Source organism: Bradyrhizobium sp. BR 1433 (assembly GCF_051547665.1).
Taxonomy (GTDB): domain Bacteria; phylum Pseudomonadota; class Alphaproteobacteria; order Rhizobiales; family Xanthobacteraceae; genus Bradyrhizobium; species Bradyrhizobium australafricanum.
This window is the reverse complement of the sequence record NZ_JBPUGG010000001.1, coordinates 4,248,827-4,273,968: the sequence shown is the minus strand read 5'-3', so window position 1 is coordinate 4,273,968 and position 25,142 is coordinate 4,248,827. Positions and strand designations below refer to the sequence as shown.

18 protein-coding genes and 4 pseudogenes are annotated in these 25,142 nt (G+C 64.4%); 20 read left to right on the top strand and 2 right to left on the bottom strand.

Annotation, left to right across the window (positions count from 1 at the left end; genetic code table 11):
* The first annotated feature begins 2 nt into the window (after positions 1-2).
* The 4 genes from pstA to phoB all read left to right on the top strand — a co-directional run bounded on the left by pstA (position 3) and on the right by phoB (position 3,342).
* Positions 3-848, top strand: a complete 846-nt coding sequence (gene pstA / locus ACSKB9_RS20840; protein WP_438075395.1) for a phosphate ABC transporter permease PstA — start codon at positions 3-5, stop codon at positions 846-848.
* Positions 845-1,663, top strand: a complete 819-nt coding sequence (gene pstB / locus ACSKB9_RS20835) for a phosphate ABC transporter ATP-binding protein PstB (protein WP_016844065.1) — start codon at positions 845-847, stop codon at positions 1,661-1,663. Before pstA ends, pstB begins: the two co-directional genes overlap by 4 nt.
* Positions 1,664-1,769: 106 nt before the next feature.
* Positions 1,770-2,486 (top strand): phosphate signaling complex protein PhoU, encoded by a 717-nt coding sequence (gene phoU, locus ACSKB9_RS20830; protein ID WP_016844066.1) that lies wholly within the window; start codon positions 1,770-1,772, stop codon positions 2,484-2,486.
* Positions 2,487-2,631: 145 nt separating this feature from the next.
* Positions 2,632-3,342: a phosphate regulon transcriptional regulator PhoB gene (phoB, locus tag ACSKB9_RS20825; RefSeq protein WP_016844067.1), complete on the top strand. Its 711-nt coding sequence runs from the start codon at positions 2,632-2,634 to the stop codon at positions 3,340-3,342.
* 192 nt (positions 3,343-3,534) lie between these two features.
* Here phoB and ACSKB9_RS20820 read toward each other — a convergent pair whose 3' ends face one another.
* A complete protein-coding gene (locus tag ACSKB9_RS20820) occupies positions 3,535-4,047 on the bottom strand; it encodes a GcrA family cell cycle regulator (protein ID WP_076830977.1) in 513 nt (170 codons plus the stop codon).
* 487 nt (positions 4,048-4,534) lie between these two features.
* Here ACSKB9_RS20820 and ACSKB9_RS20815 point away from each other — a divergent pair, with 487 nt between their 5' ends.
* The 3 genes from ACSKB9_RS20815 to ACSKB9_RS20805 all read left to right on the top strand — a co-directional run bounded on the left by ACSKB9_RS20815 (position 4,535) and on the right by ACSKB9_RS20805 (position 7,882).
* Positions 4,535-5,743, top strand: coding sequence for an aspartate aminotransferase family protein (locus tag ACSKB9_RS20815; protein WP_438075391.1), 1,209 nt, complete (start codon positions 4,535-4,537; stop codon positions 5,741-5,743).
* Positions 5,743-6,675: an ornithine carbamoyltransferase gene (argF, locus tag ACSKB9_RS20810; RefSeq protein ID WP_438075389.1), complete on the top strand. Its 933-nt coding sequence runs from the start codon at positions 5,743-5,745 to the stop codon at positions 6,673-6,675. The genes ACSKB9_RS20815 and argF overlap by 1 nt, the downstream gene beginning before the upstream one ends.
* A 205-nt stretch (positions 6,676-6,880) precedes the next feature.
* Positions 6,881-7,882 (top strand): Hsp33 family molecular chaperone, encoded by a 1,002-nt coding sequence (locus ACSKB9_RS20805; RefSeq protein WP_438075387.1) that lies wholly within the window; start codon positions 6,881-6,883, stop codon positions 7,880-7,882.
* A gap of 109 nt (positions 7,883-7,991) precedes the next feature.
* Here the strand turns inward: ACSKB9_RS20805 and apaG are convergent, their stop codons facing one another.
* Positions 7,992-8,390 (bottom strand): Co2+/Mg2+ efflux protein ApaG, encoded by a 399-nt coding sequence (gene apaG / locus ACSKB9_RS20800; protein ID WP_028333747.1) that lies wholly within the window; start codon positions 8,388-8,390, stop codon positions 7,992-7,994.
* Between the two features lie 287 nt (positions 8,391-8,677).
* On the opposite strand from apaG, the pseudogene ACSKB9_RS20795 reads away from it, so the two are divergent.
* The 13 genes and pseudogenes from ACSKB9_RS20795 (at position 8,678) to ACSKB9_RS20735 (ending at position 25,131) form a co-directional block, all read left to right on the top strand.
* Positions 8,678-9,936: pseudogene (locus ACSKB9_RS20795) on the top strand (OpgC domain-containing protein).
* Positions 9,933-10,715 carry an SGNH/GDSL hydrolase family protein gene (locus ACSKB9_RS20790; RefSeq protein WP_141339786.1) on the top strand — a complete coding sequence of 261 codons (783 nt, stop codon included), beginning with the start codon at positions 9,933-9,935 and terminating at the stop codon, positions 10,713-10,715. Before ACSKB9_RS20795 ends, ACSKB9_RS20790 begins: the two are co-directional and overlap by 4 nt.
* Before the next feature lie 70 nt (positions 10,716-10,785).
* Positions 10,786-11,718, top strand: coding sequence for an SGNH/GDSL hydrolase family protein (locus ACSKB9_RS20785; RefSeq protein ID WP_438080319.1), 933 nt, complete (start codon positions 10,786-10,788; stop codon positions 11,716-11,718).
* A 379-nt stretch (positions 11,719-12,097) separates the two neighbouring features.
* A pseudogene (gene glpK / locus ACSKB9_RS20780) lies at positions 12,098-13,601 on the top strand (glycerol kinase GlpK).
* A gap of 201 nt (positions 13,602-13,802) precedes the next feature.
* Positions 13,803-16,247, top strand: coding sequence for a penicillin acylase family protein (locus tag ACSKB9_RS20775; RefSeq protein WP_438075384.1), 2,445 nt, complete (start codon positions 13,803-13,805; stop codon positions 16,245-16,247).
* Between the two features lie 527 nt (positions 16,248-16,774).
* A complete protein-coding gene (locus ACSKB9_RS20770) occupies positions 16,775-17,032 on the top strand; it encodes a hypothetical protein (protein WP_438075382.1) in 258 nt (85 codons plus the stop codon).
* A 209-nt stretch (positions 17,033-17,241) separates the two neighbouring features.
* Positions 17,242-17,832, top strand: coding sequence for a GNAT family N-acetyltransferase (locus tag ACSKB9_RS20765; RefSeq protein ID WP_438075380.1), 591 nt, complete (start codon positions 17,242-17,244; stop codon positions 17,830-17,832).
* 408 nt (positions 17,833-18,240) lie between these two features.
* Positions 18,241-19,677 (top strand): reverse transcriptase domain-containing protein, encoded by a 1,437-nt coding sequence (locus ACSKB9_RS20760; RefSeq protein WP_438075378.1) that lies wholly within the window; start codon positions 18,241-18,243, stop codon positions 19,675-19,677.
* Positions 19,678-19,817: 140 nt separating this feature from the next.
* Positions 19,818-20,444 (top strand): glutathione S-transferase family protein, encoded by a 627-nt coding sequence (locus tag ACSKB9_RS20755; RefSeq protein ID WP_438075376.1) that lies wholly within the window; start codon positions 19,818-19,820, stop codon positions 20,442-20,444.
* Between the two features lie 414 nt (positions 20,445-20,858).
* Positions 20,859-22,267, top strand: a pseudogene (thrC, locus tag ACSKB9_RS20750) (threonine synthase); the annotation flags it as partial.
* A 6-nt stretch (positions 22,268-22,273) separates the two neighbouring features.
* Positions 22,274-23,564, top strand: a pseudogene (locus tag ACSKB9_RS20745) (M16 family metallopeptidase).
* A gap of 213 nt (positions 23,565-23,777) precedes the next feature.
* Entirely contained in the window at positions 23,778-24,365 is a 588-nt protein-coding gene (locus ACSKB9_RS20740) for a GNAT family N-acetyltransferase (RefSeq protein ID WP_026191927.1), read from the top strand.
* A 115-nt stretch (positions 24,366-24,480) separates the two neighbouring features.
* The gene (locus ACSKB9_RS20735) at positions 24,481-25,131 is read left to right on the top strand and encodes a hypothetical protein (protein ID WP_438075374.1); all 651 of its coding nucleotides are present in this window, start codon (positions 24,481-24,483) and stop codon (positions 25,129-25,131) included.
* Positions 25,132-25,142 lie beyond the last annotated feature (11 nt).

Here is a 25,142-nt window from a genome sequence, read left to right as displayed (position 1 = left end):
CCATGAACCCGATCTACAAATCCCGCCGCCGCAGCGACATCGTCATCCGCGCACTCTGCGTCGGCGCGGCTCTGTTCGGCGTCACCTGGCTGGCGCTGATCCTGATCACGCTGCTCTATAACGGCCTTGCCGGCCTCAGCGTGCAGCTGTTCACCCAGAACACGCCGCCGCCCGGCTCGACCGAAGGCGGCCTGCTCAACGCCATCGTCGGCTCGGTCATCATGACCGTGATCGGCGTCGGCATCGGCGCGCCGCTTGGCCTGTTCGCCGGCACCTACCTCGCCGAATACGGCAAGCACGACAAGCTGACCTCGGTGATCCGCTTCATCAACAACATCCTGCTCAGCGCGCCCTCGATCATCATCGGCCTGTTCATCTATGGTGCGGTGGTGGTGCCGATGCGCGGCTTCTCGGCGATCGCAGGCAGCCTCGCGCTCGCGGTGATCGTGATCCCGGTCGTGCTGCGCACCACCGAGGACATGCTGCTCTTGGTGCCCAATCCGCTGCGCGAGGCCGCCTCCGCGCTCGGCCTGCCGCGTTCGCTGGTGATCAAGCGGATCGCTTATCGTGCTGCGCGATCGGGTCTGATCACCGGCGTGCTGCTGGCGACCGCCCGCGTCGCCGGCGAGACCGCGCCGCTGCTGTTCACCGCGCTGTCGAACCAGTTCTTCAGCCTGGATCTGACCAAGACGATGGCCAACCTGCCGGTGACCATCAACAACTTCGTGCAGAGCCCCTACGCCTACTGGAAGGAGCTGGCGTGGAGCGGTGCGCTGCTCATCACATTCACCGTGCTCGCGTTGAATATCGGCGCGCGTATCCTTGGTGCCGAAAGGGCCGCAAAATGACCGAGCTTTCCGTCTCCACGACTGCCGCAGGCCACGTTCCGCAGGTTCCGCTGCCGGAAGCGCCGCCGAAAGTCACGGTGCGCAATCTCAACTTCTATTACGGCGAGCACCACGCGCTGAAGAACATCAACCTGACGCTCGGCACCAACCGCGTCACGGCGTTCATCGGCCCGTCCGGCTGCGGCAAGTCGACCCTGCTGCGCATCTTCAACCGGATGTATGACCTGTATCCGGGCCAGCGCGCGGTCGGCCAGCTGATGCTGGACCAGACCAACATTCTCGACCCCAAGCTCGACCTCAACTTGTTGCGCGCGCGCGTCGGCATGGTGTTCCAGAAGCCGACGCCGTTCCCGATGACGATCTACGAGAACATCGCCTTCGGCATCCGCCTCTACGAGAAGATCTCGAAGTCCGAGATGGACGACCGGGTCGAGAAGGCGTTGCGCGGCGGCGCGCTTTGGAACGAGGTCAAGGACAAGCTGAACGCCTCCGGCCTGTCGCTCTCCGGCGGCCAGCAGCAGCGCCTGTGCATCGCGCGCACCGTGGCGGTGCGCCCCGAGGTGATCCTGTTCGACGAGCCGTGCTCGGCGCTCGACCCGATCTCGACCGCCAAGGTCGAGGAGCTGATCCAGGAGCTCTCCGAGGACTACACGATCGCGATCGTCACCCATAACATGCAGCAGGCGGCGCGCGTCTCCGACAAGACCGCCTTCATGTATCTCGGCGAGCTGATCGAGTTCGACGACACCAACAAGATCTTCACCTCACCGAGCGATCGGCGCACCCAGGACTACATCACCGGCCGGTTCGGTTGACCGGCGCATGATCCGGAAAAGTGGAAACCGGTTTTCCGATCAGGTCATGCTAAAATTCACGACACGATACCATGATCCCCGGGATCATGGTTGAGGGAGACAAGCGATGGCTTCTGAACATACCGCCAAGGCATTCGACAGCGACCTGCAGGAGTTGACCCGCCTGGTCGCCGAGATGGGCGGCCTGGTCGAACGGATGATTACCGAGTCGGTCGACGCGCTGATCCGTCGCGACGTCGCGCTCGGCAAGCGCGTGGTCGCCGCCGACATCGAGATCGACAATCTGCAGCGCAACATCGAAGAGCGCGCGGTGCTGACGATCGCCCGCCGCCAGCCGATGGCGATCGACCTGCGTGAGATCGTTAGCGCGATGCGCGTCGCCACCGACCTCGAGCGGATCGGCGACCTCGCCAAGAACATGGGCAAGCGCGTCGCGGCGTTGGAGAGCGATTTCCAGCCGCTGAAGCTGATCCGCGGCCTCGAGCACATGACCGACCTCGTGCTGTCGCAGGTCAAGTCGGTGCTCGACGCCTATGCCGCGCACGACCTGCCGGCGGCGATGAACGTCTGGAAGGGCGACGAGGAGGTCGATGCGATCTGCACCTCGCTGTTCCGCGAACTGCTCACCTACATGATGGAAGATCCGCGCAACATCTCGTTCTGCATCCATCTGATGTTCTGCGCCAAGAACATCGAGCGGATCGGCGATCACGCCACCAATATCGCCGAGACCGTGTTCTACATGATCGAGGGCCAGCAGATCACCGACAAGCGCCCGAAGGGCGACATGACCACTTTTGCCACCACGGTGCCGGGCAACTGAGGCATGATCGGCAAGCGCGGAACCGGCAAGAGCGAAACTGGATGATCCTCGCGACAACTCGTTTCCGCGGGGACTATGCTCGAGGAAGTAAGCGTTTCGGTTTGCGTCTGGGCAACGGATCACCACAGAGAAAGAACTTAGACCGATGAGCGCACGCATTCTGGTAGTCGAAGACGAGGAAGCGCTGACGACGCTGTTGCGCTACAATCTCGATGCGGAAGGCTACGATGTCGAGACGGTGGGGCGCGGCGACGATGCGGATACAAGGCTGAAGGAGCGCGTTCCCGACCTCGTGGTGCTCGACTGGATGTTGCCGGGCCTGTCCGGCATCGAGTTGTGCCGCCGCCTGCGGGCGCGGCCCGAGACCAAGCAGCTTCCGATCATCATGCTGACCGCGCGCGGCGAGGAAAGCGAGCGCGTGCGCGGGCTTGCCACCGGCGCCGACGATTACATCGTCAAGCCGTTCTCGGTGCCGGAGTTGCTGGCGCGGGTGAAAGGCCTCTTGCGCCGGGCCAGCCCGGAGCGGCTTGCGACCGTGCTGACCTATGGCGACATCGAGCTCGACCGCGAGAAGCGCCGCGTGGCGCGCTCGGGCCGTCCCATCGATCTCGGGCCGACCGAGTATCGCCTGCTCGAATTCTTCCTCGAGCATCCCGGCCGCGTGTTCAGCCGCGAGCAACTGCTCGACAGCGTCTGGGGCCGCGACATCTACATCGACGAGCGCACCGTCGACGTGCATATCGGCCGCCTGCGCAAGCTGCTCAATCCGGGCCGCGAGCAGGATCCGATCCGCACCGTGCGCGGCGCCGGCTACGCGCTCGACGACCGCTTTGCCAAGGCCGAGCCGCAGCCGTAACGGGCGTTGGCTTAGCCCCGGCCCATCCAGCGTCGTCATTGCGAGCGTAGCGAAGCAATCCATTTCACCGCAAACGCGGAACGATGGATTGCTTCGTCGCTAACGCTCCTCGCAATGACGGTGGAGGCCACAAAAAAATCCCCGCTTTCGCGGGGATTTGTTTTTGAGGTCTTCCGTCGTTTTCCCGAGTGCTCACTTGATCTGCGGTTTCGCCGACGGCCGGCGGCGATCAGCGGCGGGCTGGTAGGCGACGCGCGAGTGATGCGCGCAATAGGGCAGGCCGCCGAGCGCTTTGCCGCCGCAGAAGAAGAATTCCGGGCTCGAGGGATCGCCGACCGGCCAGTGACAGGTGGCCTCGTTGAGCTCGAGCAGCGACAGCCGCTGGCTCATCGGCACCACATTGTCGTAGGAGATCGGATCGGGCTCCATCTCGGCCTCGAAGGCGTGCGCCAGCGCGGTGTTGCCGCGCGAGACCGGGCGCGCCACCCGCATCATGTGCTGGGCGGGGCGGGCCTTGCGCTGCCGCGGCGCGGCCGTGGAGGGTGCCTTGGCGCGGCCGGAGAGGCCGAGCCGATGCACTTTGCCGATCACGGCGTTTCGCGTCACATTGCCAAGTTCCGCCGCGATCTGGCTGGCCGACAGGCCGGACTCCCAGAGCTTCTTCAGCTGCTCGACGCGATCGTCGGACCAGGTCAATACAGTCATCGCATTCTTCCCTTCGCGTAGCGCCGGCCAAGCATTGGAGCGGCGCTGCGAGCCAATCTGGACAAATATCCCTGCGGCCAGAATCCCTTAGCCCTCGCCGGGCACGGTGTTGCGCCCGAACGTTTACGCGAGACACAAAGGCTACTTAGAGGGTCCAGTACCGCCGCACGAGATGTCGTACCCGACAGGCCAAACGCTACAATATGGCGTGACTCTGGCGCAAGAGTCCGCGGCCGTGCGTCCACATGTTCCCACACAGTTAAGCGTTGCGATGAGGCTTTTCCACCGCACCGGAATGCCCCGGATTGCGCTCGTTTCGCATTGCAGGAAGGCCACTTCGTGGCGATTGACACTTACCGACCGCAGCATACAATGCCCGCCACGTGCCGCCCGCAAAGGCGGCCGTTTTGTTTTCCGAAGCTGGCCGTTGCTGCGCTGGCGTCAAGGCGCGCGGCAATTGTCGGCTCAAAAGCCGTCAGTGATCGCCATGACCAACGCTGCCACGTCGCATCTGCTCCCCGTCTTCGCCAGGGTCGATCTCGGTTTCGAGCGCGGTGAGGGCGCCTGGCTGATCGCAACCAACGGCGACCGCTATCTCGATTTCACCTCGGGCGTCGCGGTCAACGCGCTCGGGCACGCGCATCCGTATCTCGTCAAGGCGCTGCAGGAACAGGCGACCAAGCTCTGGCACATGTCGAACCTGTTCAAGAGCCCGGACGGCGAGGTGCTTGCCGCGCGGCTGTGCGAGCAGAGCTTTGCCGACTTCGTGTTCTTCTGCAATTCCGGCGCCGAGGCGATGGAGGGCGTGATCAAGCTGGTCCGCCATTATCACTTCTCCAAGGGCCATGGCGAGCGCTACCGCATCATCACCTTCGAGGGCGCCTTCCACGGCCGCACGCTGGGCACGCTGGCGGCGACCGGCTCGGCGAAATATCTCGAGGGCTTCGGCCCGCCGATGGACGGTTTCGACCAGGTGCCGCATGGCGACATCGAGGCGGTGAAGAAGGCGATCGGCCCGCACACCGCCGGCATCCTGATCGAGCCGGTGCAGGGCGAGGGCGGCGTGCGCTCGGCGCCGCAGGCGTTCTTCAAGGCGCTGCGCGCGCTGTGCGACGAGCATGGCCTGCTGCTCGCTTTCGACGAGGTGCAGACCGGCATGGGCCGCACCGGCGAGCTGTTCGCCTACAAGCGCACCGGCGTCACGCCGGATGTGATGTCGCTGGCCAAGGCGCTCGGCGGCGGCTTCCCGATCGGCGCGGTGCTGGCGACCGCGCAGGCTGCTGCCGGCATGGCGCCCGGCTCACACGGCTCGACCTTCGGTGGCAATCCGCTCGCGGTCGCCGCCGCCAATGCCGTGCTCGACGTCATGCTGAAACCCGGCTTCTTCGAGCATGTGCAGAAGATGTCGCTGCTGCTCAAGCAGAAGCTCGCCTCCGTCGTCGACCGCTATCCCGGCGTGCTGTCGGAGGTGCGCGGCGAGGGGCTGTTGATCGGCGTCAAGGCCGTGGTGCCGTCGGGCGACCTGATCGCCGCGCTGCGCAGCGAGAAGCTGCTCACCGTCGGCGCCGGCGACAATGTGGTGCGGTTCCTGGCGCCGCTGATCGTGACCGAGGCCGAGATCGACCAGTCGATCACCGCGCTCGAGCGCGCCTGCGCGACATTGTCGGCGGCGCAGCCGAAGAAGGCGGCTGGATAATGAGCAAGCCGGTCCGTCACTTTCTCGATATCAACGAGCTGCCGCTCGGCGAACTGCGCAACATGCTGTCCGCCGGAGCCGCCATGAAGGCGAAGCTGAAGGCGCATGAGAAGGGCAGGAAGCCGCTCGAAGGCAAGACGCTGGCGATGATCTTCGAGCGCCCGTCGACCCGCACAAGGGTGTCGTTCGACGTCGGCATGCGCCAGCTCGGCGGTGAATCCATCATGCTGACCGGCGCCGAGATGCAGCTCGGCCGCGGCGAGACCATCGCGGACACCGCGCGCGTGCTGTCGCGCTATGTCGATGCGATCATGATCCGCATCCTCAACCATGACGCGCTGCTCGAACTCGCTGCTCACGCCACCGTTCCCGTCATCAACGGCCTGACCCGGCGTTCGCATCCCTGCCAGGTGATGGCCGACCTCATGACCTATGAGGAAAACCGCGGCTCGATCGAGGGCAAGACCGTGGCCTGGACCGGCGACGACAACAACGTGCTGGCCTCCTGGGCGCATGCCGCCGAGCGGTTCAAGTTCCAGCTCAATGTCGCGACCCCGCCGGAGCTCTCGCCGAAGAAGCCGATGCGCGACTGGATCAAGGCGACCGGCGCGCCGATCATGCTCGGCGCCGATCCGGAAGCCGCCGTGCGCGGCGCCGACTGCGTCGTCACCGACACCTGGGTGTCGATGGGCGACAAGGAGGGCGAGCACCGCCACAACGTGCTGCGGCCCTATCAGGTCAATGCCAAGCTGATGTCGCTCGCCAAGCCGGACGCACTGTTCATGCACTGCCTGCCCGCGCATCGCGGCGAGGAGGTCACCGACGAGGTGATCGACGGGCCGCAATCCGTGGTGTTCGACGAGGCGGAAAACCGCCTGCATGCGCAGAAAGGCATTCTGGCCTGGTGTTTCGACGCGGTCGCGTCGTCGTAGATCAGTATGCGTTGTCGTCCCGGGCAAGCGAAGCGCGACCCGGGACCCATAACCACCGCTGTCAATTGTTGCGAAGGCTGGGGCACCAGCTTGATGCAAGCAACTCACATCGGTGGTTATGGGTCCCTGCTTTCGCAGGGACGACGGAACCATCCGCGTTAGTGAACCCCTTTATTTCATGGTCCGAGATCCCAGATAGAGCGCCATGGTTTCACAATCCCCCGACATCAAAATCACGCCCGAGGCGCCGGTTCGCGCGCCGTCAGCGGTTCCGGTCGACGATGCCGTGCTGGCCTTCGAGGTCGGCGCGCTGGACCTGCGCGGCCGGCTGACCCGGCTCGGCCCCGCGCTCGACGAGATCCTGCACAAGCACGATTATCCGCCCGCGGTCGGCAAGCTGCTCGGCGAGGCGATCGTGCTGACCACACTGCTCGGCTCGTCGGTCAAGTTCGAGGGGCGCTTCATCCTGCAGACCCGGACCGAAGGTCCGGTCTCGCTCCTGATCGTCGATTTCCAGGCGCCCGACCGGCTGCGCGCCTATGCGCGCTACGACGCATCGCGCCTGAAGAACGGCCAGAGCTCGGGCGAGCTGCTCGGCAAGGGCCACCTTGCGATGACCATCGATCAGGGCTCGAACACCAGCCGCTACCAGGGACTGGTCGCGCTCGACGGCGGCGGCCTGGAAGAGGCGGCCCACGAATATTTCCTGCGCTCGGAGCAGATCCCGACCCGGGTGCGGCTTGCGGTCGGCGAGGAGATGCGCGGCGGCGAAGGCGGCAAGCTGCGCTGGCGCGCCGGCGGCATCCTGCTGCAATTCCTGCCCAAGGCGCCCGAGCGCGCCAAGCAGGCCGATCTGCATCCCGGCGATGCGCCGGAAGGCACGGGCACGCATAGCGTGCCGGACGATGACGCCTGGGTCGAGGGCCAGTCGTTGATCTCGACCGTCGAGGACGTCGAGCTGATCGATCCCGATCTGTCCGGCGAGCGGCTGCTCTATCGCCTGTTCCACGAACGCGGCGTTCGCGTCTTCAACCCGCAAACGCTGCGCGCGCAGTGCTCCTGCTCGCGCGATGCGGTGTCGTCGATGCTGAAGAGCTTTGCGCCGAACGACCGCGCCGAGATGGTCAAGGACGGCAAGGTCGTCGTGACCTGCGAGTTCTGCTCGTCGGTGTATGAATTCACGCCGCAGGAAGCCGGCGTGGAGTAGACGCGTTCGTCATCGTAGCCCGGATGAAGCGCAGCGAAATCCGGGGCCGCTCCAACCGCGGATGCATCTGCCCCGGATTGCGCTTCGCTCCATCCGGGCTACGCAGGCGTCAGTTCAGCACCCTTTTGCCGCCCGGGCTCGGGCTGTCCAGCGAGAATGTCGGCACGTCGATGTCGAAGCGCTCGCCGGCTTCGGTGACCATCTGATAGCTGCCGGTCATGAAGCCGGAGGCGGTCGGCAGCGGCACGCCGCTCGTGTATTCGAAGCGTTCGCCGGGCGCGAGCACCGGCTGCTCGCCGACCACGCCCTCGCCGCGCACTTCCTGTCGGCGGCCGGTGGCGTCGGTGATGATCCAGTGCCGCGTCCGCAGTTGCACCGTTTCCGGGCCCGAATTGACGATCACGATCTTGTACGACCAGAAATATTCGCGCCGGTCGACCGACGAGCGCTCCGGCATGAAGTTCGGCTCGACGGTGACTTCGATCTGGCGGGTAACGGCGCGGTACATGCGGCTCAATCCGATGGTCCTGGCGCATGGTCCGTTTTCGACCGGATCATGCTCAAACAGGGCGCTATCATAGCCAATTGAACCGCCGGAACCAATCGCCTGCCAGGCCGCGAAAGGGCGGGCTTGGAAAGCCGGATTTGGGGCGGCCCGTTCATCGCGGTTTCAACATAGTTCCGCTCTAAAGCGCGGCCGCATGCCGCCGCACTCCGTGCTTTGTCGGCAACTCGCGGACCGATATTATCTTTTCAGCACGGCGTGCGGGGCGTCCGCGGCCGACACGGTGTTTGATGAGCTCGATTGCCGACCCCATAGCCGGTTCGCCGGTGGCTGACGCCAAGGCCGAAGTAAAGGTTGAGGCCGAGGCGAAGGTTGCTGCGCCCGCGATCACGCTGCCGGCGACCGGCGAGCGCGAGCTCCGCCTCGATCTGTTCCGCGGGCTCGCGCTGTGGCTGATCTTCATCGATCATCTGCCGACCAATCTTCTGACCTGGCTGACGATCCGCAATTACGGCTTCTCCGACGCCACCGAGATCTTCATCTTCATCTCCGGCTACACCGCAGCCTTCGTCTACGGCCGCGCCATGCTGGAGGGCGGTTTCGTGATCGCGACGGCGCGCATCCTGCGCCGGGTCTGGCAGATCGATGTCGCGCACGTCTTCCTGTTCACGATCTTCCTCGCCGAGATCTCCTATGTCGCGACCTCGTTCGAGAACCCGCTCTACAGCGAGGAAATGGGGATCATGGATTTCCTCAAGCAGCCCGACGTCACCATCGTCCAGGCGCTGCTGCTGCGCTTCCGTCCGGTCAACATGGACGTGCTGCCGCTCTATATCGTGCTGATGCTGTTCCTGCCGCTGATCCTGTGGCTGATGAAATGGAAGCCCGACGTCACGCTCGGCCTCTCGGTCGTGCTCTACGCGCTGACCTGGCAGTTCGACCTCTATCTCTCGGCCTATCCGAATGGCTTCTGGGCGTTCAATCCGTTCGCCTGGCAATTGCTGTTCGTGTTCGGCGCCTGGTGCGCGCTCGGCGGGGCGCGGCGGATGTCGCGGATACTGTCGTCGAATATCACGATGTGGATCTGCATCGTTTATCTGGTCGCGGCGTTCTTCGTGACGCTGACCTGGTACGTGCCGCAGCTCGGCCACATAATGCCGAAGGTGATCGAGCAATGGATGTATCCGATCAACAAGACCGACCTGGACGTGTTGCGGTTCGCGCACTTCCTGGCGCTCGCCGCGCTCACCGTGCGCTTCCTGCCCAGGGACTGGCCGGGGCTGAAATCGCCCTGGCTGCGACCTTTGATCCTGTGTGGCCAGCATTCGCTTGAGATATTCTGCCTCGGGGTCTTCCTCGCCTTCGCCGGTCACTTCGTGCTTGCCGAAGTATCTGGCGGTGCTGCACTGCACGCCTTGATCAGCGTCTGCGGCATCCTCATCATGTGCGGCATGGCGTGGATCATTTCGTGGTACAAGCACTCCGCCGACAAAGGCGCCTCGAAAAAGGCGCCGCCGGCAACGCCGATCTGGCGGGAGGGGGAGCATGAAGTCCGCGCGGACGATGCTGGGCCTGACGCTGCTCGCAGCCTGCCTGACGGCCGGTTTGGCGGCGGCGCCCGCGTGCGCCGGCGACACCGCGGAGCCGCCCCCGCCGCCGCCCTGCGACGTGCCCGCCTATCTGCTTACGAGCGAGAGCTCGCTGCCCAAGGTCACCGACGCCATCAAGTCCAACCGGCCGCTCAACGTGCTGGTGGTCGGCAGCCGCTCCTCGACCATCCAGGGCAACGAGGCGAGCGCCTATCCGGCCACGCTGCAGGCGGCGCTGAAGGAAGCGTTGCCGTCGTCGACGATCGATCTATCCGTAGAATTACAGGGAAAGAGCACCGCCGAGGAGACCGCGGGAACTCTTGTTAAGCTTGTTGAAGCAAAAAAGCCTACTTTGGTTATCTGGCAGACCGGAACCGTCGATGCTATGCGAGCAATCGATCCCGACGATTTCCGTACCGCCATCAACGAAGGCGTTGTTGCGTTGCGGGACGCCGGGACCGACGTGGTGCTGGTCAATCTGCAATACAGCCCGCGTACGGAGACGATGATCTCAGCACCGCCCTATCTCGACAACATGAAGGTGGTGGCGCAGCAGCACGACGTTCCGCTGTTCGACCGGTTCGCGATTATGAAGCAGTGGAGCGACGCCGGATATTTTGACCTGTTCAGCACCTCGCATGGTGTCGATCTGGCCAAGAAGGTTCATGCCTGTCTCGGCCGCGCACTGGCGAAATTCGTGATCGATGCGGCCCATCTGGGCCCGGTGCAGCAGAATTAAGGAAGCAGAGTAAATGCGTTTTGCCTTCCCTTTTCGCGCTTCCGCAGGGCGAGGTCTGTGCGCCGTGGCGATGCTGGCGCTGCTCGCGGTCGCGCCGTCGCGCGCGCAGACCGACCAGCATGCAGCGCTTTCGTCCGACGGCAAGACCGAGGCTGCAAAGCCTGATGCGACGCAGCCCGCTGCGACGGCCGATGCGACCAATTCGCCGCAACCCGGCGTCGCCGCGAAGGCGCTCGACAAGGTGAAGCAGGCCGCGAAATCCGCCAGCGACATCTTCCACCGCGTGCCCTGTCATCAGCCCAAGGGCGTGCCGAACAGCACCGGCTCGCTGCCGCATGTCGCGGCCAAGCTCGCCGCCGGCAAGCCGGTCGTCATCATCGCGTTCGGCTCGTCCTCGACCCAGGGTTATGGATCGTCGGCGCCGGAATTCACCTATCCGAGCCGGCTCGCCGGACAGTTGCGCCGGCAGTATCCGTCCGCGGACATCACCGTGCTCAATCGCGGCAAGGGCGGCGAGGACGCGCCCGAGATGATGGCGCGGCTGCAAACCGAGGTGATCGACGTCCATCCCGACATGGTGATCTGGCAGGTCGGCACCAACGCGGTGCTGCGCAACCTCGATCCTGCCGAGACCGCCAAGCAGGTCGAGGACGGCGTGGCGCGCCTTCAGGCGTCCGGCGCCGACGTCGTGCTGGTCGATCCGCAATATTCGCCGCGCGTCACCGAGCGCCCCGAGAGCGCGCGCGGCATGGTGAAGCTGCTCGGCCGCATCGCCGCGCTGCGCCATGTCGGCATCTTCCCGCGCTTCGAGGTGATGCGCGACTGGCACGAGAAACAGGCGATCCCGATCACCGATTTCGTCATCGCCGACGGCCTGCACATGAACGACTGGGGCTACGCCTGCTTCGCCCAACTGCTCGGCGACGACATCATCCGCTCGGTCGGTGCGATCAAGATCGGGGTCAACGTCCCCGCCGATGTCAGGACGTACCGGCCGATGTGATCGGGCTGCCCGGCCGCTCCAACCGTCATTGCGAGCGAAGCGAAGCAATCCATTCGTCCGCTTGCGCTGATGGATGGATTGCTTCGTCGCTTCGCTCCTCGCAATGACGGTGGAGGCGGTGTGCTCATTTCCATCACCGTCACCCTGAGGTGGCCGCTTCTTCAGCGGCCCTCGAAGGGTCGACGGCCCGGCTGGTGGCCGTGCATCCTTCGAGGCTCGCTCCGCTCGCACCTCAGGATGACGGGACTGATACCCTTGCGGACTCTTGCCTCGACCATCCGGCCACGCCCGCCTCCAATCTTGACCTCGCCGCGGTAATCCGCTCCCTTGGCGCTTGCACCAATCCCGCTCGGGATGAAGCTCTCTAAGGGAAACGCTCATGTCTTTCGTGCTGGCCATCGATCAGGGCACCACGTCGTCGCGCGCCATGGTGTTTCGCGGCGACATCTCCATCGCCGCCGTCGCGCAGCAGGAGTTTCCGCAGCATTTCCCCGCCTCCGGCTGGGTCGAGCACGAGCCGGAGGACATCTGGACCTCGACCGTGATGGTGTGCCGCGAGGCGCTGGAGAAGGCCGGCCTCAAGGCGAAAGATATCGCCGCGATCGGCATCACCAACCAGCGCGAGACCACCGTGGTGTGGGACCGCGCCACCGGACAGGCCGTGCACCGCGCCATCGTCTGGCAGGACCGCCGCACCGCCGACATCTGCGCAAAACTCAAGGCCGAGGGCCATGAGCCGGCGATTTCGGCCAGGACCGGTCTCATCATCGATCCCTATTTCTCCGGCACAAAAGTCGCCTGGATCCTCGATCACGTGCCGGGCGCGCGCGAGCGCGCCGAGCGCGGCGAACTCTTGTTCGGTACCGTCGACTGCTATCTGTTGTGGCGGCTCACCGGCGGGAGAGTCCACGCCACCGACGCCACCAACGCCTCGCGCACGCTCCTGTTCAACATCCACACCGGCGCCTGGGACGATGACCTCGTCAAGCTGCTGCGCGTACCGCGTTCGATGCTTCCCGAGGTGAAGGATTCCTCCGCCCGCTTCGGCGAGAGCACGGCGGACTTGTTCGGCGGCCCGATCGCGATCTCCGGGATCGCCGGCGACCAGCAGGCCGCGACCATCGGCCAGGCCTGCTTCGAGCCCGGCATGATGAAGTCGACCTATGGCACCGGCTGCTTCGCGCTGCTCAACACCGGCACCACGCCGGTGGCCTCGAAGAACAAGCTGCTCACCACCATCGCCTACCAGCTCGGCGGCCAGCGCACCTACGCGCTCGAAGGTTCGATCTTCGTCGCCGGCAGCGCGGTGCAGTGGCTGCGCGACGGGCTCGGCATCATCAAGCACGCCGCCGAGACCGGGCCGCTCGCCGACAAGTCGGACAGCATGCAGAGCGTCTATTTGGTGCCCGCCTTCGTCGGCATGGGCGCGCCGTACTGGAATCCGCGCGTGCGCGGCGCGCTGTTCGGGCTCACCCGCAACACCGGCCCGGCCGAGCTCGCGCATGCGACGCTGGAAAGCGTCTGCTACCAGACCTTCGATCTGTGGGCCGCGATGCGCACCGACTGGCCGGAGGCCGAATGCCGCCAACACCGTGCTGCGCGTCGACGGCGGCATGACCGCTTCGGACTGGACCATGCAGCGCCTCGCCGATCTGCTCAACGCCCCGGTCGACCGCCCGATGATCCAGGAGACCACCGCACTCGGCGCCGCCTATCTCGCCGGCCTCGATGCCGGCGTCTATCCGGAGCCCACCAAGTTCGCCGACAATTGGCGGCTCGAGCACCGCTTCAGGCCGGCGATGAGCCAGGCGACGCGCGAGCGCAAGCTCGCCGGCTGGGCCCGCGCCGTGAAGGGCGTGCTGGCGAGCGACGAGGGGGAATGATGAACTGATGCTGCGGCAAGCTCGCTGCACCTCTCCCGCTAGCGGGGTCGAGACGAGCGAAGCTCGCTCTTAGGTCGTAGTGCATCATCAGATGCGCTACGGGTGGGGGCTCTCTCCACACCAAGCAAGCGGCGCCGCTACGGCTGCCGCTCAATCTCGCCAAGTGTGCGCAACAATCAATAACAACCATCGGAGAACAACATGAACACGGATCTCAACCGCGTCGCCAAGCTACTCACTGCCGCACTCTGCGCCGCAATACTTGTTGCACCCGCCACCGCGCGCGAGAAGCCGAGCCCGCTCGTCGCGGCGCGCGAGGTCAAGACCGACGTCGCCGGGCTGAAGGCGCCGGGGCAGATCCTGGTCGATGTCTGGGGCATACCGCACATCTATGCCGGCAACGAGCACGACCTGTTCTTCCTGCAAGGCTTCAACGCCGCGCGCGATCGGCTCTGGCAGATCGATCTCTGGCGCAAGCGCGGGCTCGGCCTCTTGGCGAAGGATTTCGGCCCTGCCTATGCCGAGCAGGACAAGGCGTTGCGCCTGTTCCTCTATCGCGGCGACATGAATGCGGAATGGGCCGCCTATGGCCCGAAGGCGAAATCCTATGCAGAGGCGTTCGTCGCCGGCGTCAACGCCTATGTCGCCGACGTCCAGGCGGGCAAGCGCGCGCTGCCGATCGAGTTCAGGATCGCAGGCACGATGCCGGATTTGTGGTCGGCAGAGGATGTCGTGCGCGTCCGCAGCCATGGCCTGACCCGCAATGTCGCCTCCGAGGTGAAGCGCTCGCGGGTCGCCTGCGCTGCAGGCCTCGATGCCGATCGCTTCCGCGTCAAGCTGGAGCCCACCTGGACCACCAGGATCCCCGATGGGCTCGATCCCTGCAGCGTGCCGAAGGCGGTACTCGCCGCCTACGATCTTGCCACGCGGCCGGTGAAGTTCGCCGCGCCGAAGGACCAGAAGGCGGCGCTGGCGCATGATCCCGACACCTACCTCGCCGAGGCCGACCAGCAGCGCGACACCATCGGCTCCAACAACTGGGTGATCGCGGCATCGCGCACCGCGACCGGACGTCCGATCCTCGCCAACGATCCGCATCGCGAGCACTCGGTGCCGTCGCTGCGCTACATCGTCGGCCTCAACGCGCCCGGCATCTCCGTGATCGGTGCCGGCGAGCCTGCGCTGCCGGGCATCTCGATCGGCCACAACGACATCATCGCGTTCGGGCTGACCATCTTCAACGTCGATCAGGAAGACCTCTACGTCTACGAGCTCAACCCGGACAATCCGAACCAGTACCGCTACGGCAGCGGCTGGGAGGACATGCGGATCGTGCATGAGAAGGAAGCGGTGAAGGGCGAGGCCGACCGCGATCTCGAGTTGAAGTTCACCCGCCACGGCCCGGTGATCTTCGTCGACGCCGACAAGAAGCATGCGTTCGCGGTGCGCTCGATCTGGTTCGAGCCGGGCACCTCGGCCTATTTCGGCTCGTCCGACTACATGACGGCGAAGAATTGGAACGGCTTCCTCGGCGCGATGCGGCGCTGGGGGGCGCCGTCGGAGAACCAGGTTTATGCCGACACGTCAGGCAATATCGGTTGGGTCGCCGCCGGCAAGACGCCGCGCCGCGCCAGTTTCGACGGCCTGATGCCGGTGCCCGGCGACGGCCGCTATGAGTGGCAGGGCTTTCTGTCGCTCGACGAATTGCCGAAGCTGTATCAGCCGAAGCAGGGCTTTATCGCCACCGCCAACCAGATGAACCTGCCGGCGGATTATCCGGTGGGTGAGCGCAGGGTCGGATTCGAATGGGCCGACAGCGCGCGCTGGCTGCGCATCACCGAGGTGCTGCAGGCCAACAGCAAGGTGACGCTGGCGGACGCGATGGCGCTGCAGAACGACGACACCGGCATGCTCGCGCGGCGCCTCGTCGCGCTGCTGAAGCCGCTCACGTCGGATGATGCGAACGTCAGGAAGGGCCTCGATCTGCTCAAGGCGTGGGATGCGCGCGACGCGGCCGAGAGCGCAGCCGCCGCGGTCTACGAGGTGTGGATCGCAAACCATCTCGGCCCGGTGCTGCTCAAGACCACCGCGCCGAAGGCAGCCGAGCTGATCGCGCCGGAGGCCTCCAGCATCTCCGCCATTGTCGGCTATCTCGAAAAGCCGGACGCGGCGCTCGGCAGCGATCCCTCAGCCGAGCGCGACCGCGTACTGCGCGACAGTCTCGGCGAGGCGGTCGCCGATGTTGCCGACAAGCTCGGCCCCGATGCGTCGACCTGGCGCTGGGGCCGGCTGCATGTCGCGCAATTCAATCACGCGCTGATGCCGCTCGCCGACAAGGCGACCGCGGCGCAGATGCAGGTCGGCCCACTCGCCTTCGGCGGCGCCGCCAACGTGCCGCGCGCCGCCACCTATCGCCGCTCCGACTATCATCTGATCTCCGGCGCTTCATTCCGCATGGTGCTCGATGTCGGCAATTGGGATGCGAGCCGCGCCGTCAACACGCCGGGCCAATCCGGCGATCCCTTCAGCGGCCACTACCGCGACCTCGCGCCGCTATGGGCGACGGGCCAGTATGTGCCGCTGCTCTACAGCCGGCCGGCGGTGGAAGCCGCAACTGCGGAGGCGATCACGCTGACGCCGAGATGAGGGAGCGAGTACGTCTCATCGGCTGCGCCACAAACTCTAATGTCGTCCCGGCGAAGGCCGGGACCCATAACCACGAATGCCAATTGTCCTGCGATGTTGGGGCCGCAGCGTCGTTCAACAACGTAGTCCTGTGGTAATGGGTCCCGGCTCCCGTGCGCAATTGCGCACTGGGCCGGGACGACGTCAAGCGTGTGGCGAGCACCGCGCTCACTCTTCCTGCTTCTCCTGAAGGCGGAAGCGCGACCCGGGATTAACCGATGCGAATGCCGACGCGGACAGCAGCCGTCAGCCACTATTCACTTTGTGCCATCAACTTGGCGCATCTGGATCACTACAAGTTGACGTTTGCGATTTGCGCACGGACTTCCCGCGACGCTGTGCGCGGGGGTCCAAGAAGCGTCGGCTTCTGCCTGCTAGTCTGACCGATCGTGATCGGCGCCGGCCCGTGACGGTTTTCACATCCGGCGCGAGCACGTATTTTCTGGAAGCGATTGAAAGCTCAGCTGGTTACTTCACAGGAGCTGACCATGACGAAAATCATTCTTGTTTCGATAGCAGTTGCTTCTCTGTCCACAGCGGCACTCGCCGATGCACGCACGGCACAACACCGGACCCACCAGCGTCTCGTGATGGGTACCGCACTAAGTCCAGCCGTGCTCAATGCCAACGCCAGTCTCAATGGCGATGTCAGCGACCGCGCGATGCGTATGCGGAGTCTTCGCGAGTCCGGCTACAACCCGAAGAACGATTTCGACGCCAACGGCAACGTGTGGGTCGGCAACTAACCGGGTACGGGAGGGCCTGGGAGCCCTCCCTCAAAGCGCGTTCAAGCTGGTTTATCCCGCTCGTTGGACCTGGCCGCTCGAATGAGCAGCAGCGGATGCGGCGGGTTACCTCGTCTGCTTCTCCTGACCAGGCATTGCGCGCAGCGTTGCATTGCATCCGCGGCGACGTGCGGTTATGTCCCGCCGACAGCCTGCAAACAGAGGTCGCGATGCTGCTGCCCGACGGTTACTCCGACATCCCCCACGGCAAGATCGCTGCCGTCGTCACCCATCTGGAAATGACCGCGCGTCCGCCGCTGCGCGACGATCCGCCCGGCGCGTGGCGCCTGCGCAAGGTCGATCCGCCCGCGCTCGACTGGTATCGCGATATCTATCGCCGGGTCGGCGAGGAGTGGCTGTGGTTCACCCGCACCGGGCTCGATGACGCCGATCTCGCCTCGAGGATCCACGGCCCCGGCAACGAGCTCTACGGGCTGGCCGTCGACGGCCAGGATGAGGGTCTGCTCGAACTCGACTTCAGCGTGGCCGGCGAATGCCAGCTGCTGTATTTCGGCGTCACCGCAAAATTCATCGGCACCGGCGCCGCGCGCTTCCTGATGAACCGCGCGCTCGAGATTGCCTGGTCGCGCGACGTCAGCCGCATCTGGGTGCACACCTGCACGTTCGATCATCCCTCGGCCGTCGCGTTTTACCAGCGCTCCGGCTTCCGTCCGTTCCTGCGGCAGATCGAGGTGGCCGATGATCCCAGGCTCGACGGCAAATTGCCGCGCGATGCGGCGAGGCATGTGCCGGTGATTTAAGATTGAGTTGGGCCCTTAGGTGGTGCTGGGGTGCGGACCGCAACAAATGGTTCGGGCGCGCCCTTGAAAAGCCCTGATCGCAACCCACTTAGATCAAGCACTTCTCTAGGTTGTTTGGATTGGTGTTATCTGGCTACGATGATTTGTTCGGGGGAGCCAGAGCAATTGTTGAAACTGTCAAGGTTGACGTTCGCGATGATGCTGATCGCCATGATTGTGGTGAACTCCGTATCGTTGTCGACGCCGCCGAGCCAAGCGCGTAGCGCCTGGACTGCAGTGTAGACTATATAGTCGATATGTTGCGGACTGAGAGTCTTCGACGAGGACTCGCTTACTAACGGTGCAGGGTGAGGCAATAGCCGGACCGCAACCGGCTGCCTCACCCTCTCTCGCATTTCGGGGGAATGGATGCTGACTTGGCAGCTTAAGTCGCCTGACCTGAAGCGGTATCCTCATTTCGACTCGGAGCTATCTGTCCAAGATGCTACTGCCCTAGCGACCAATCCGGTAGCTGTAGCGAGCCACAAATTCTATCCATTTATGCTCTATAACAATCGTTGGACGCGCTTCGCAAAGAAGGGTGAGTTTGGCGACGTCAAAACGCGTCCGATCCGTTACGCTTCTCGGGCTGACGCCTATATCTTCTCCTACTATCGGCATCAGCTGTCGATGGCTTACGAGGCGGCTCTATCGAAGTACGGCTTGAGCGACTTGATCACCGCCTATCGACGCATTCAAGATGCGGATGGCAAAGGGAAATGCAATATCCACTTCGCTCGCGATGCCTTCGATAGAATTTCAGCTTTAGGCAATTGTTGCGTCGTCGCACTTGATATTAGTGGATTTTTCGAGTCGCTCGATCATCAGATTCTGAAGGCAGCTTGGTGCGACCTTCTCGGTGTTAACAAGCTGCCCGAGGACCATTTTAGGGTCTTTAGGGCTATCACCCGCTACGCGGTCGTTGAGAAACAAGATGTCTATCGACGGCTCGGTTATTTTGGTAGCAAGCATAATCCGACGACGGGAAGCATAAGTAATGGCTATCTTGTTCCGTACAAGAATATGCCGAGGCGGCTTTGCTCGGGCCAAGAGTTTCGGCAAAAGATTGGTGGCGGTGATGGCTCAAAAAGCCTCATTGATGTGAATCTGAAAACTTACGGAATTCCGCAAGGTTCGCCTGTCTCAGATCTCCTAGCTAACGTCTACCTACTGAAATTTGACTGTGCCGTCCGCAAGCGTGTTTCTGACCTTGGCGGCTACTATTATCGCTACTCTGACGATATCCTTATTATTTGCCCGGGAGATGAAGCAACGGGCGCAGCGCTTGCTGCAGAAGTTAGGGAGATGATTAAGCATCATGGCTCGAAGCTTCTCATCAAAGAGAAGAAGTCGTCGGTGTTCGAGTTCAAGGCGACGGCATCGGGCCAAGCTTGTAGACTCACCGAAGGCACGCAGGGTGAGAATGGCCTCGAATATCTCGGGTTCAAATTCGATGGCAAACGGATTTTTATCCGCGATAGTACACTTTCAAATCTCTATCGGAAGGTTACGCGCTCTGCTCGTTACGCAGCCATCGCAACTACGAAACGGTATCCAGGAAAAGGGATAGCTTTCCTGGAAGCAAATTTTGACTACGAGCAGCTTATCGAAAAGTTCGGCAGAGTGCAGGACTTTGGGGAATTCGGCGACGACTTCAGGAATTGGACATTTTGGACTTATGCTCGCCGGGCCGCCGCAATTTTCGGTCCCAGGGGCTCCTCGATACATCGCCAACTTCGAAAGTTTCGAAAGAATGTGAGAGAGCGAGCTATCGAAGAGTTAAAGAGAGCCGTCGGAAAAGTTTGACCCCGGACGCCGCTGACAAATTCAATGCGTGTTGCAAAGCCGCGCGGTCCATCTACCCTTGACCTCGGCTTGGCCGCCACACCTCGAAAGCCCTGCTTTCGCGGCAACGGCTTGCCGCGGCATGACCGACGAGATGAAAGATGTTTTTGATCGGCCAGTACGACTCGCCCTTTGTCCGCCGCACCGCGATCGCGCTACGGCTCTATGGATTGCCGTTCGAGCACAAGCCGTGGTCGACCTTCGGCGATGCGGAGAAGGTTGCGGCCTACAATCCGGTACGGCGGGTGCCGACGCTGGTGCTCGATGACGGCGAGGCGCTGATCGAGAGTGGCGCGATCCTGGATTATCTCGACGAGCTGGTCGGGCCGGACAAGGCGATGATCGCGCGCTCGGGCGAGGGGCGGCGCAAGCATCTGCGCATCACGGCGCTGGCGACCGGGCTTGCCGACAAGGCGGTGAGCCTTGTCTATGAGCGCGTGCTGCGCAAGGAGCAGTTGAAGCTCTGGGTCGAGCGCTGCGAGGCGCAGATCGCGGGCGTGCTCGCGGTGCTGGAGCAGGAGCGCGCGGCCGTGCAGACGCCGTACTGGCTGGAGAATCGCATCGGTCATGCCGACGTCGCGGTGGCATGCGCGCTGCGCTTCACCGGTGAGGCGCATCCGCACCTGTTCGACGCGCGCTATCCGGCGCTCAAGGCCCACGCCGCGCGCTGCGAGGCGCTGCCGCCGTTCCAGGAGATCGTGCAGCCGCTGGCGCCGCCGAGCGGTTAGTGGATGGCGCGACCCGCGCTGATTGGCTGTACCCCTCGCGCGCGGATGTCGCGAGAACGCGTGATTATGACTTCACAAGCGGCACCACACATTTGCTGTCGTCCCTGCGAAAGCAGGGACCCATAGCCACGAACGGTCATTGTTGAGCGATGCAGGAAGGACAGATCCCGTTCACCACTTCCGCCGCGGAGTATGGGTCCTGCTTTCGCAGGGACGACGGTTGTGTTTGCGGCGCGCCCGCCAATCTCCCTCAGCAACGCCACGCACTCGCCCCGCGACCCCGAGGCGCGCGCTTCGGGCTACCCATTGCTGGTCCGATCTTCTATGGTGAACCGTTCGGGTCGCATGAAGCGAACTCGATAATTCCATGATATCAAAGGCTTAAGGCTCGGATCGAAGCCTTTGGAGGGCGGTTTGACGCGGTATATTTCGACCAGGGGTGAGGCCCCGGTGCTTGGCTTCTGCGATGTGATGCTGACCGGGCTTGCCCGTGACGGCGGGCTCTACGTGCCCGAGACTTGGCCGCAACTGTCGCCCGAGACCATCGCCACCTTCTTCGGCCGTCCCTATTGGGAGGTCGCGGTCGAGATCATCCGTCCGTTTGTCGCCGGCGAGATTTCCGACGCCGAGCTCGGCCGCATGGCCAACGAGGCCTATGCCACGTTCCGCCATCCCGCGGTGGTGCCGCTCGACCAGGCCGGGCCGAACCAGTTCCTGCTCGAGCTGTTCCACGGGCCGACGCTGGCGTTCAAGGACGTCGCGATGCAGCTGATCTCGCGGCTGATGGATCACGTGCTGGCCAAGCGCGCGCAGCGCACCACCATTGTGGTCGCGACCTCGGGCGATACCGGTGGCGCCGCGGTCGAGGCTTTTGCCAATCTCGACAATGTCGACCTCGTGGTGCTGTTTCCGAACGGCCGCATCTCCGAGGTGCAGCGCCGCATGATGACGACGACCGGCGCCGCCAACGTCCACGCGCTCGCGATCGAAGGCACCTTCGACGATTGCCAGGCGCTGGTGAAGGCGATGTTCAACAACCATCGCTTCCGCGACCAGGTGGCGCTGTCGGGCGTCAACTCGATCAACTGGGCGCGCATCGTGGCGCAAGTGGTCTATTACTTCACCTCGGCGGTCGCGCTCGGCTCGCCGGCGCGCACCGTCGATTTCACGGTGCCGACCGGCAATTTCGGCGACATCTTCGCCGGCTATGTCGCCAAGCGGATGGGCTGCCGATCCGGAACTTGCGCATCGCCGCCAACGTCAATGACATCCTGGCGCGCACGCTGAAGACCGGCATCTACGAGGTCCGCGAGGTGCACGCCACGACGTCGCCATCGATGGACATCCAGGTGTCCTCGAACTTCGAGCGGCTATTGTTCGAGGCGAGCGGCCGCGACGCCGATCAGGTCCGCCGCCTGATGGCCTCGCTGAAGCAGTCCGGCCGCTTCGTGCTGCCGGATGCGACGCTGGCCGCCGTGCGCCGTGATTTCGACGCCGGCCGCGCCGACGAGACCGAGACGGCGGCGGCGATCCGCGCCGCCTGGCGCGAGGCGGGCGATCTGGTCGATCCCCACACCGCGGTGGCGCTTGCGGTCGCCGACCGCGACAGCTCGGATTCCAGGATCCCGAACATCGTGCTGTCGACCGCGCACGCGGCCAAATTCCCCGACGCGGTGGAAGCCGCCTGCGGGGTGCGTCCGCAGCTGCCGGTCTGGCTCGGAGGCCTGATGAGCAAATCCGAACACATCACGGTCATGAAGAATGATTCCGCCGAGGTCGAGCGCTTCGTGCTGTCGGTCAGCCGTGCTGCCAAGCAGGGAGTTCGCCTGATGGGCGTTGAAATCACCAAGCTGCCGAGCGGGCTGACAATCGTCACCGACACCATGCCGCATCTGGAAACCGCGGCGCTCGGGGTCTGGGCTGGCGTCGGCGGGCGCGACGAGAAGCCGAACGAGCACGGCATCTCGCATCTGCTCGAGCACATGGCGTTCAAGGGCACGGCGCGGCGCTCCTCGCGCGAGATCGTCGAGGAGATCGAGGCGGTCGGCGGCGACCTCAATGCCGGGACCTCGACCGAGACCACGGCCTATTATGCGCGGGTGATGAAGGCGGACGTGCCGCTGGCGCTCGACGTGCTGTCCGACATCCTCGCCAACCCATCCTTCGTGCCGGACGAACTGGAGCGCGAGAAGAGCGTCATCGTGCAGGAGATCGGCGCGGCGCAGGATACCCCCGACGACGTCGTGTTCGAGCACCTCAACGAGCTCTGCTATCCGGAGCAGCCAATGGGGCGCTCGCTGCTCGGCACCGCCAAGACGCTGAAGGCCTTCGACCGCGACATGCCTGCGCGGCTATCTGTCGACGCATTACCGCGCCCCCGACATGGTGGTCGCGGCCGCCGGCGCGGTCGATCACGCGCGGATCGTCGAGGACGTCACGCAGAAGTTTGCAAGCTTCGACGCCACGCCGGCGCCGAAGCCGCAGGCCGCGATGTTCGGCAAGGGCGGCTCGCGGGTGGTGCATCGCGATCTCGAGCAGGCGCATCTGACGCTGGCGCTCGAAGGCGTGCCGCAGACCGACCCGTCGCTGTTCTCGCTGCAGGTCTTCACCAACACGCTCGGTGGCGGGATGTCGTCGCGGCTGTTCCAGGAGGTGCGCGAGAAGCGCGGGCTGTGCTACTCGATCTACACCTTCCACGCGCCCTACACCGACACCGGCTTCTTCGGCCTCTACACCGGGACCGATCCGGCGGATGCGCCGGAAATGATGGAAGTCATCGTCGACGTCATCAACGACGCGGTGGAAACCCTGACCGAGGCCGAGGTCGCCCGCGCCAAGGCGCAGATGAAGGCCGGCCTGTTGATGGCGCTGGAAAGCTGTTCATCGCGGGCCGAACAATTGGCACGCCATGTGCTAGCCTATGGCCGGCCGCAGACGGTGGAAGAACTGGTGGCCCGGATCGACGCGGTCAGCGTCGAATCGAGCCGCAACGCCGCCCGTGCCCTGCTGGCGCGCAGCCGGCCCGCCGTTGTCGCGCTCGGCAGCGGCAGGGGTCTGGACACGGCGGTGGCTTTTGCGGAAGGATTGACGAATTCGAAGGCAAAGACGCTGTTGCATTGAGAATTCTGCTTACCTCGCCCCGCGCTTGCGGGGAGAGCATAGGCCGCCTACCGGCGGCCGTTGACGGACATACGCCGAGGCGGAGCCTCAGCTATGGCCGAAGGCTTCGGGTGAGGGGTAGAGCCGCAAGACCGAATCTGCGGTAAGACCCCTCACCCCGACCCTCTCCCCGCAAGGGCGGGGCGAGGGAGAAGTGGCGGGGAGTGTTGGGCCATGGCCCTGTTTCGTTTGCCGTCCAATGGACCCGCTGCACTGATGCCGCGCGGTCACGGGCTCTTGCTGCGCGCGCCGCAGATGTCGGATTTCCCGCAATGGGCGCAATTGCGCGAATTCAGCCGCGCCTATCTCACGCCATGGGAACCGATCTGGCCCTCCGACGACCTGACCCGCGCCGGCTTCCGCCGCAGGCTGCGCCGCTACACCGAGGATATCGCCGCCGACCGCTCCTATCCGTTCATCATCTTCCGCGAATCGGACGGGGTGATGATCGGCGGCATCACGCTCGCCAATGTCCGCCGCGGCATCGTGCAGGCCGGCACGATCGGCTATTGGGTCGGGCTGCCGCATGCCCATCGCGGCTACATGACGACGGCGCTGCGGGTGCTGCTGCCCTCGCTGTTCGGCGAGCTCAATCTGCACCGCATCGAGGCGGCCTGCATTCCCTCCAATGCCTCGTCGATCCGCGTGCTGGAGAAGTGCGGCTTCACCCGCGAGGGCCTGGCGCGGCGCTATCTCTGCATCAACGGGATCTGGCAGGACCACCTGCTGTTCGGCCTGCTGCACGAGGATTTCCGCGGCTGATCCGTAAGCCTTTTTGCGGATGGCGGTGCCGCCCTCGATGCCTTGGGTTCGCCGCCATTGCCTTGCTATAACGGCCGCGAAACAGGGAACCTGGTGGGGAAATTAGAGGATATTGATGGGTGAAAGGGTGATCAGGTTCGCGCTCGCAGCGGCGGTATCGATCGGTCTCGGTGCCACTTTGCTGCCTTCGGCAGCTCCTGCGCAGTCGCTGAGCGACCGCTTCAAGAGCCTGTTCGGCGGCGGCTCGTCCGACCAGGACAAGCCGGCGACGCCCGCGGCGCCGCAGCAGCTCAACGATGCCGACGCCGAACTGACCTGCCCGCCGGTGCAGATCCGCTCCGGAGCCTCGACCTATTCGGTGGCCGCGAACGGCAAGGAAGCGGTCGGCAACGACGTCAGGTTCCTCGCCTCGATCACGCGCACGGCGCGGCAATGCAATCTGAACAGCGGCCAGATCACGGCCAAGATCGGTATTCAGGGGCGGATCATTGTCGGTCCCCAGGGCGCGCCACCGAGCATTCAGGTGCCGCTGCGCGTTGCCGTGGTGCAGGGCGGCGTCGGCGAGAAGACCATCATGACCAAGGCCTACACCACCACGGTGCAGATGGACGAAAGCGGCAGCGTGCCATTCAGCTTGGTCGCCGAGGACGTCGTCTATCCGGCGCCGTCTCCGGCCGACAACGACAATTACATCTTCTATATCGGCTTCGACCCGCAGGCCCTGAAGCCGGAGCCCAAGGCCCGCGCGCCACACAAGAAGAAGTAACAGCGCGTTTT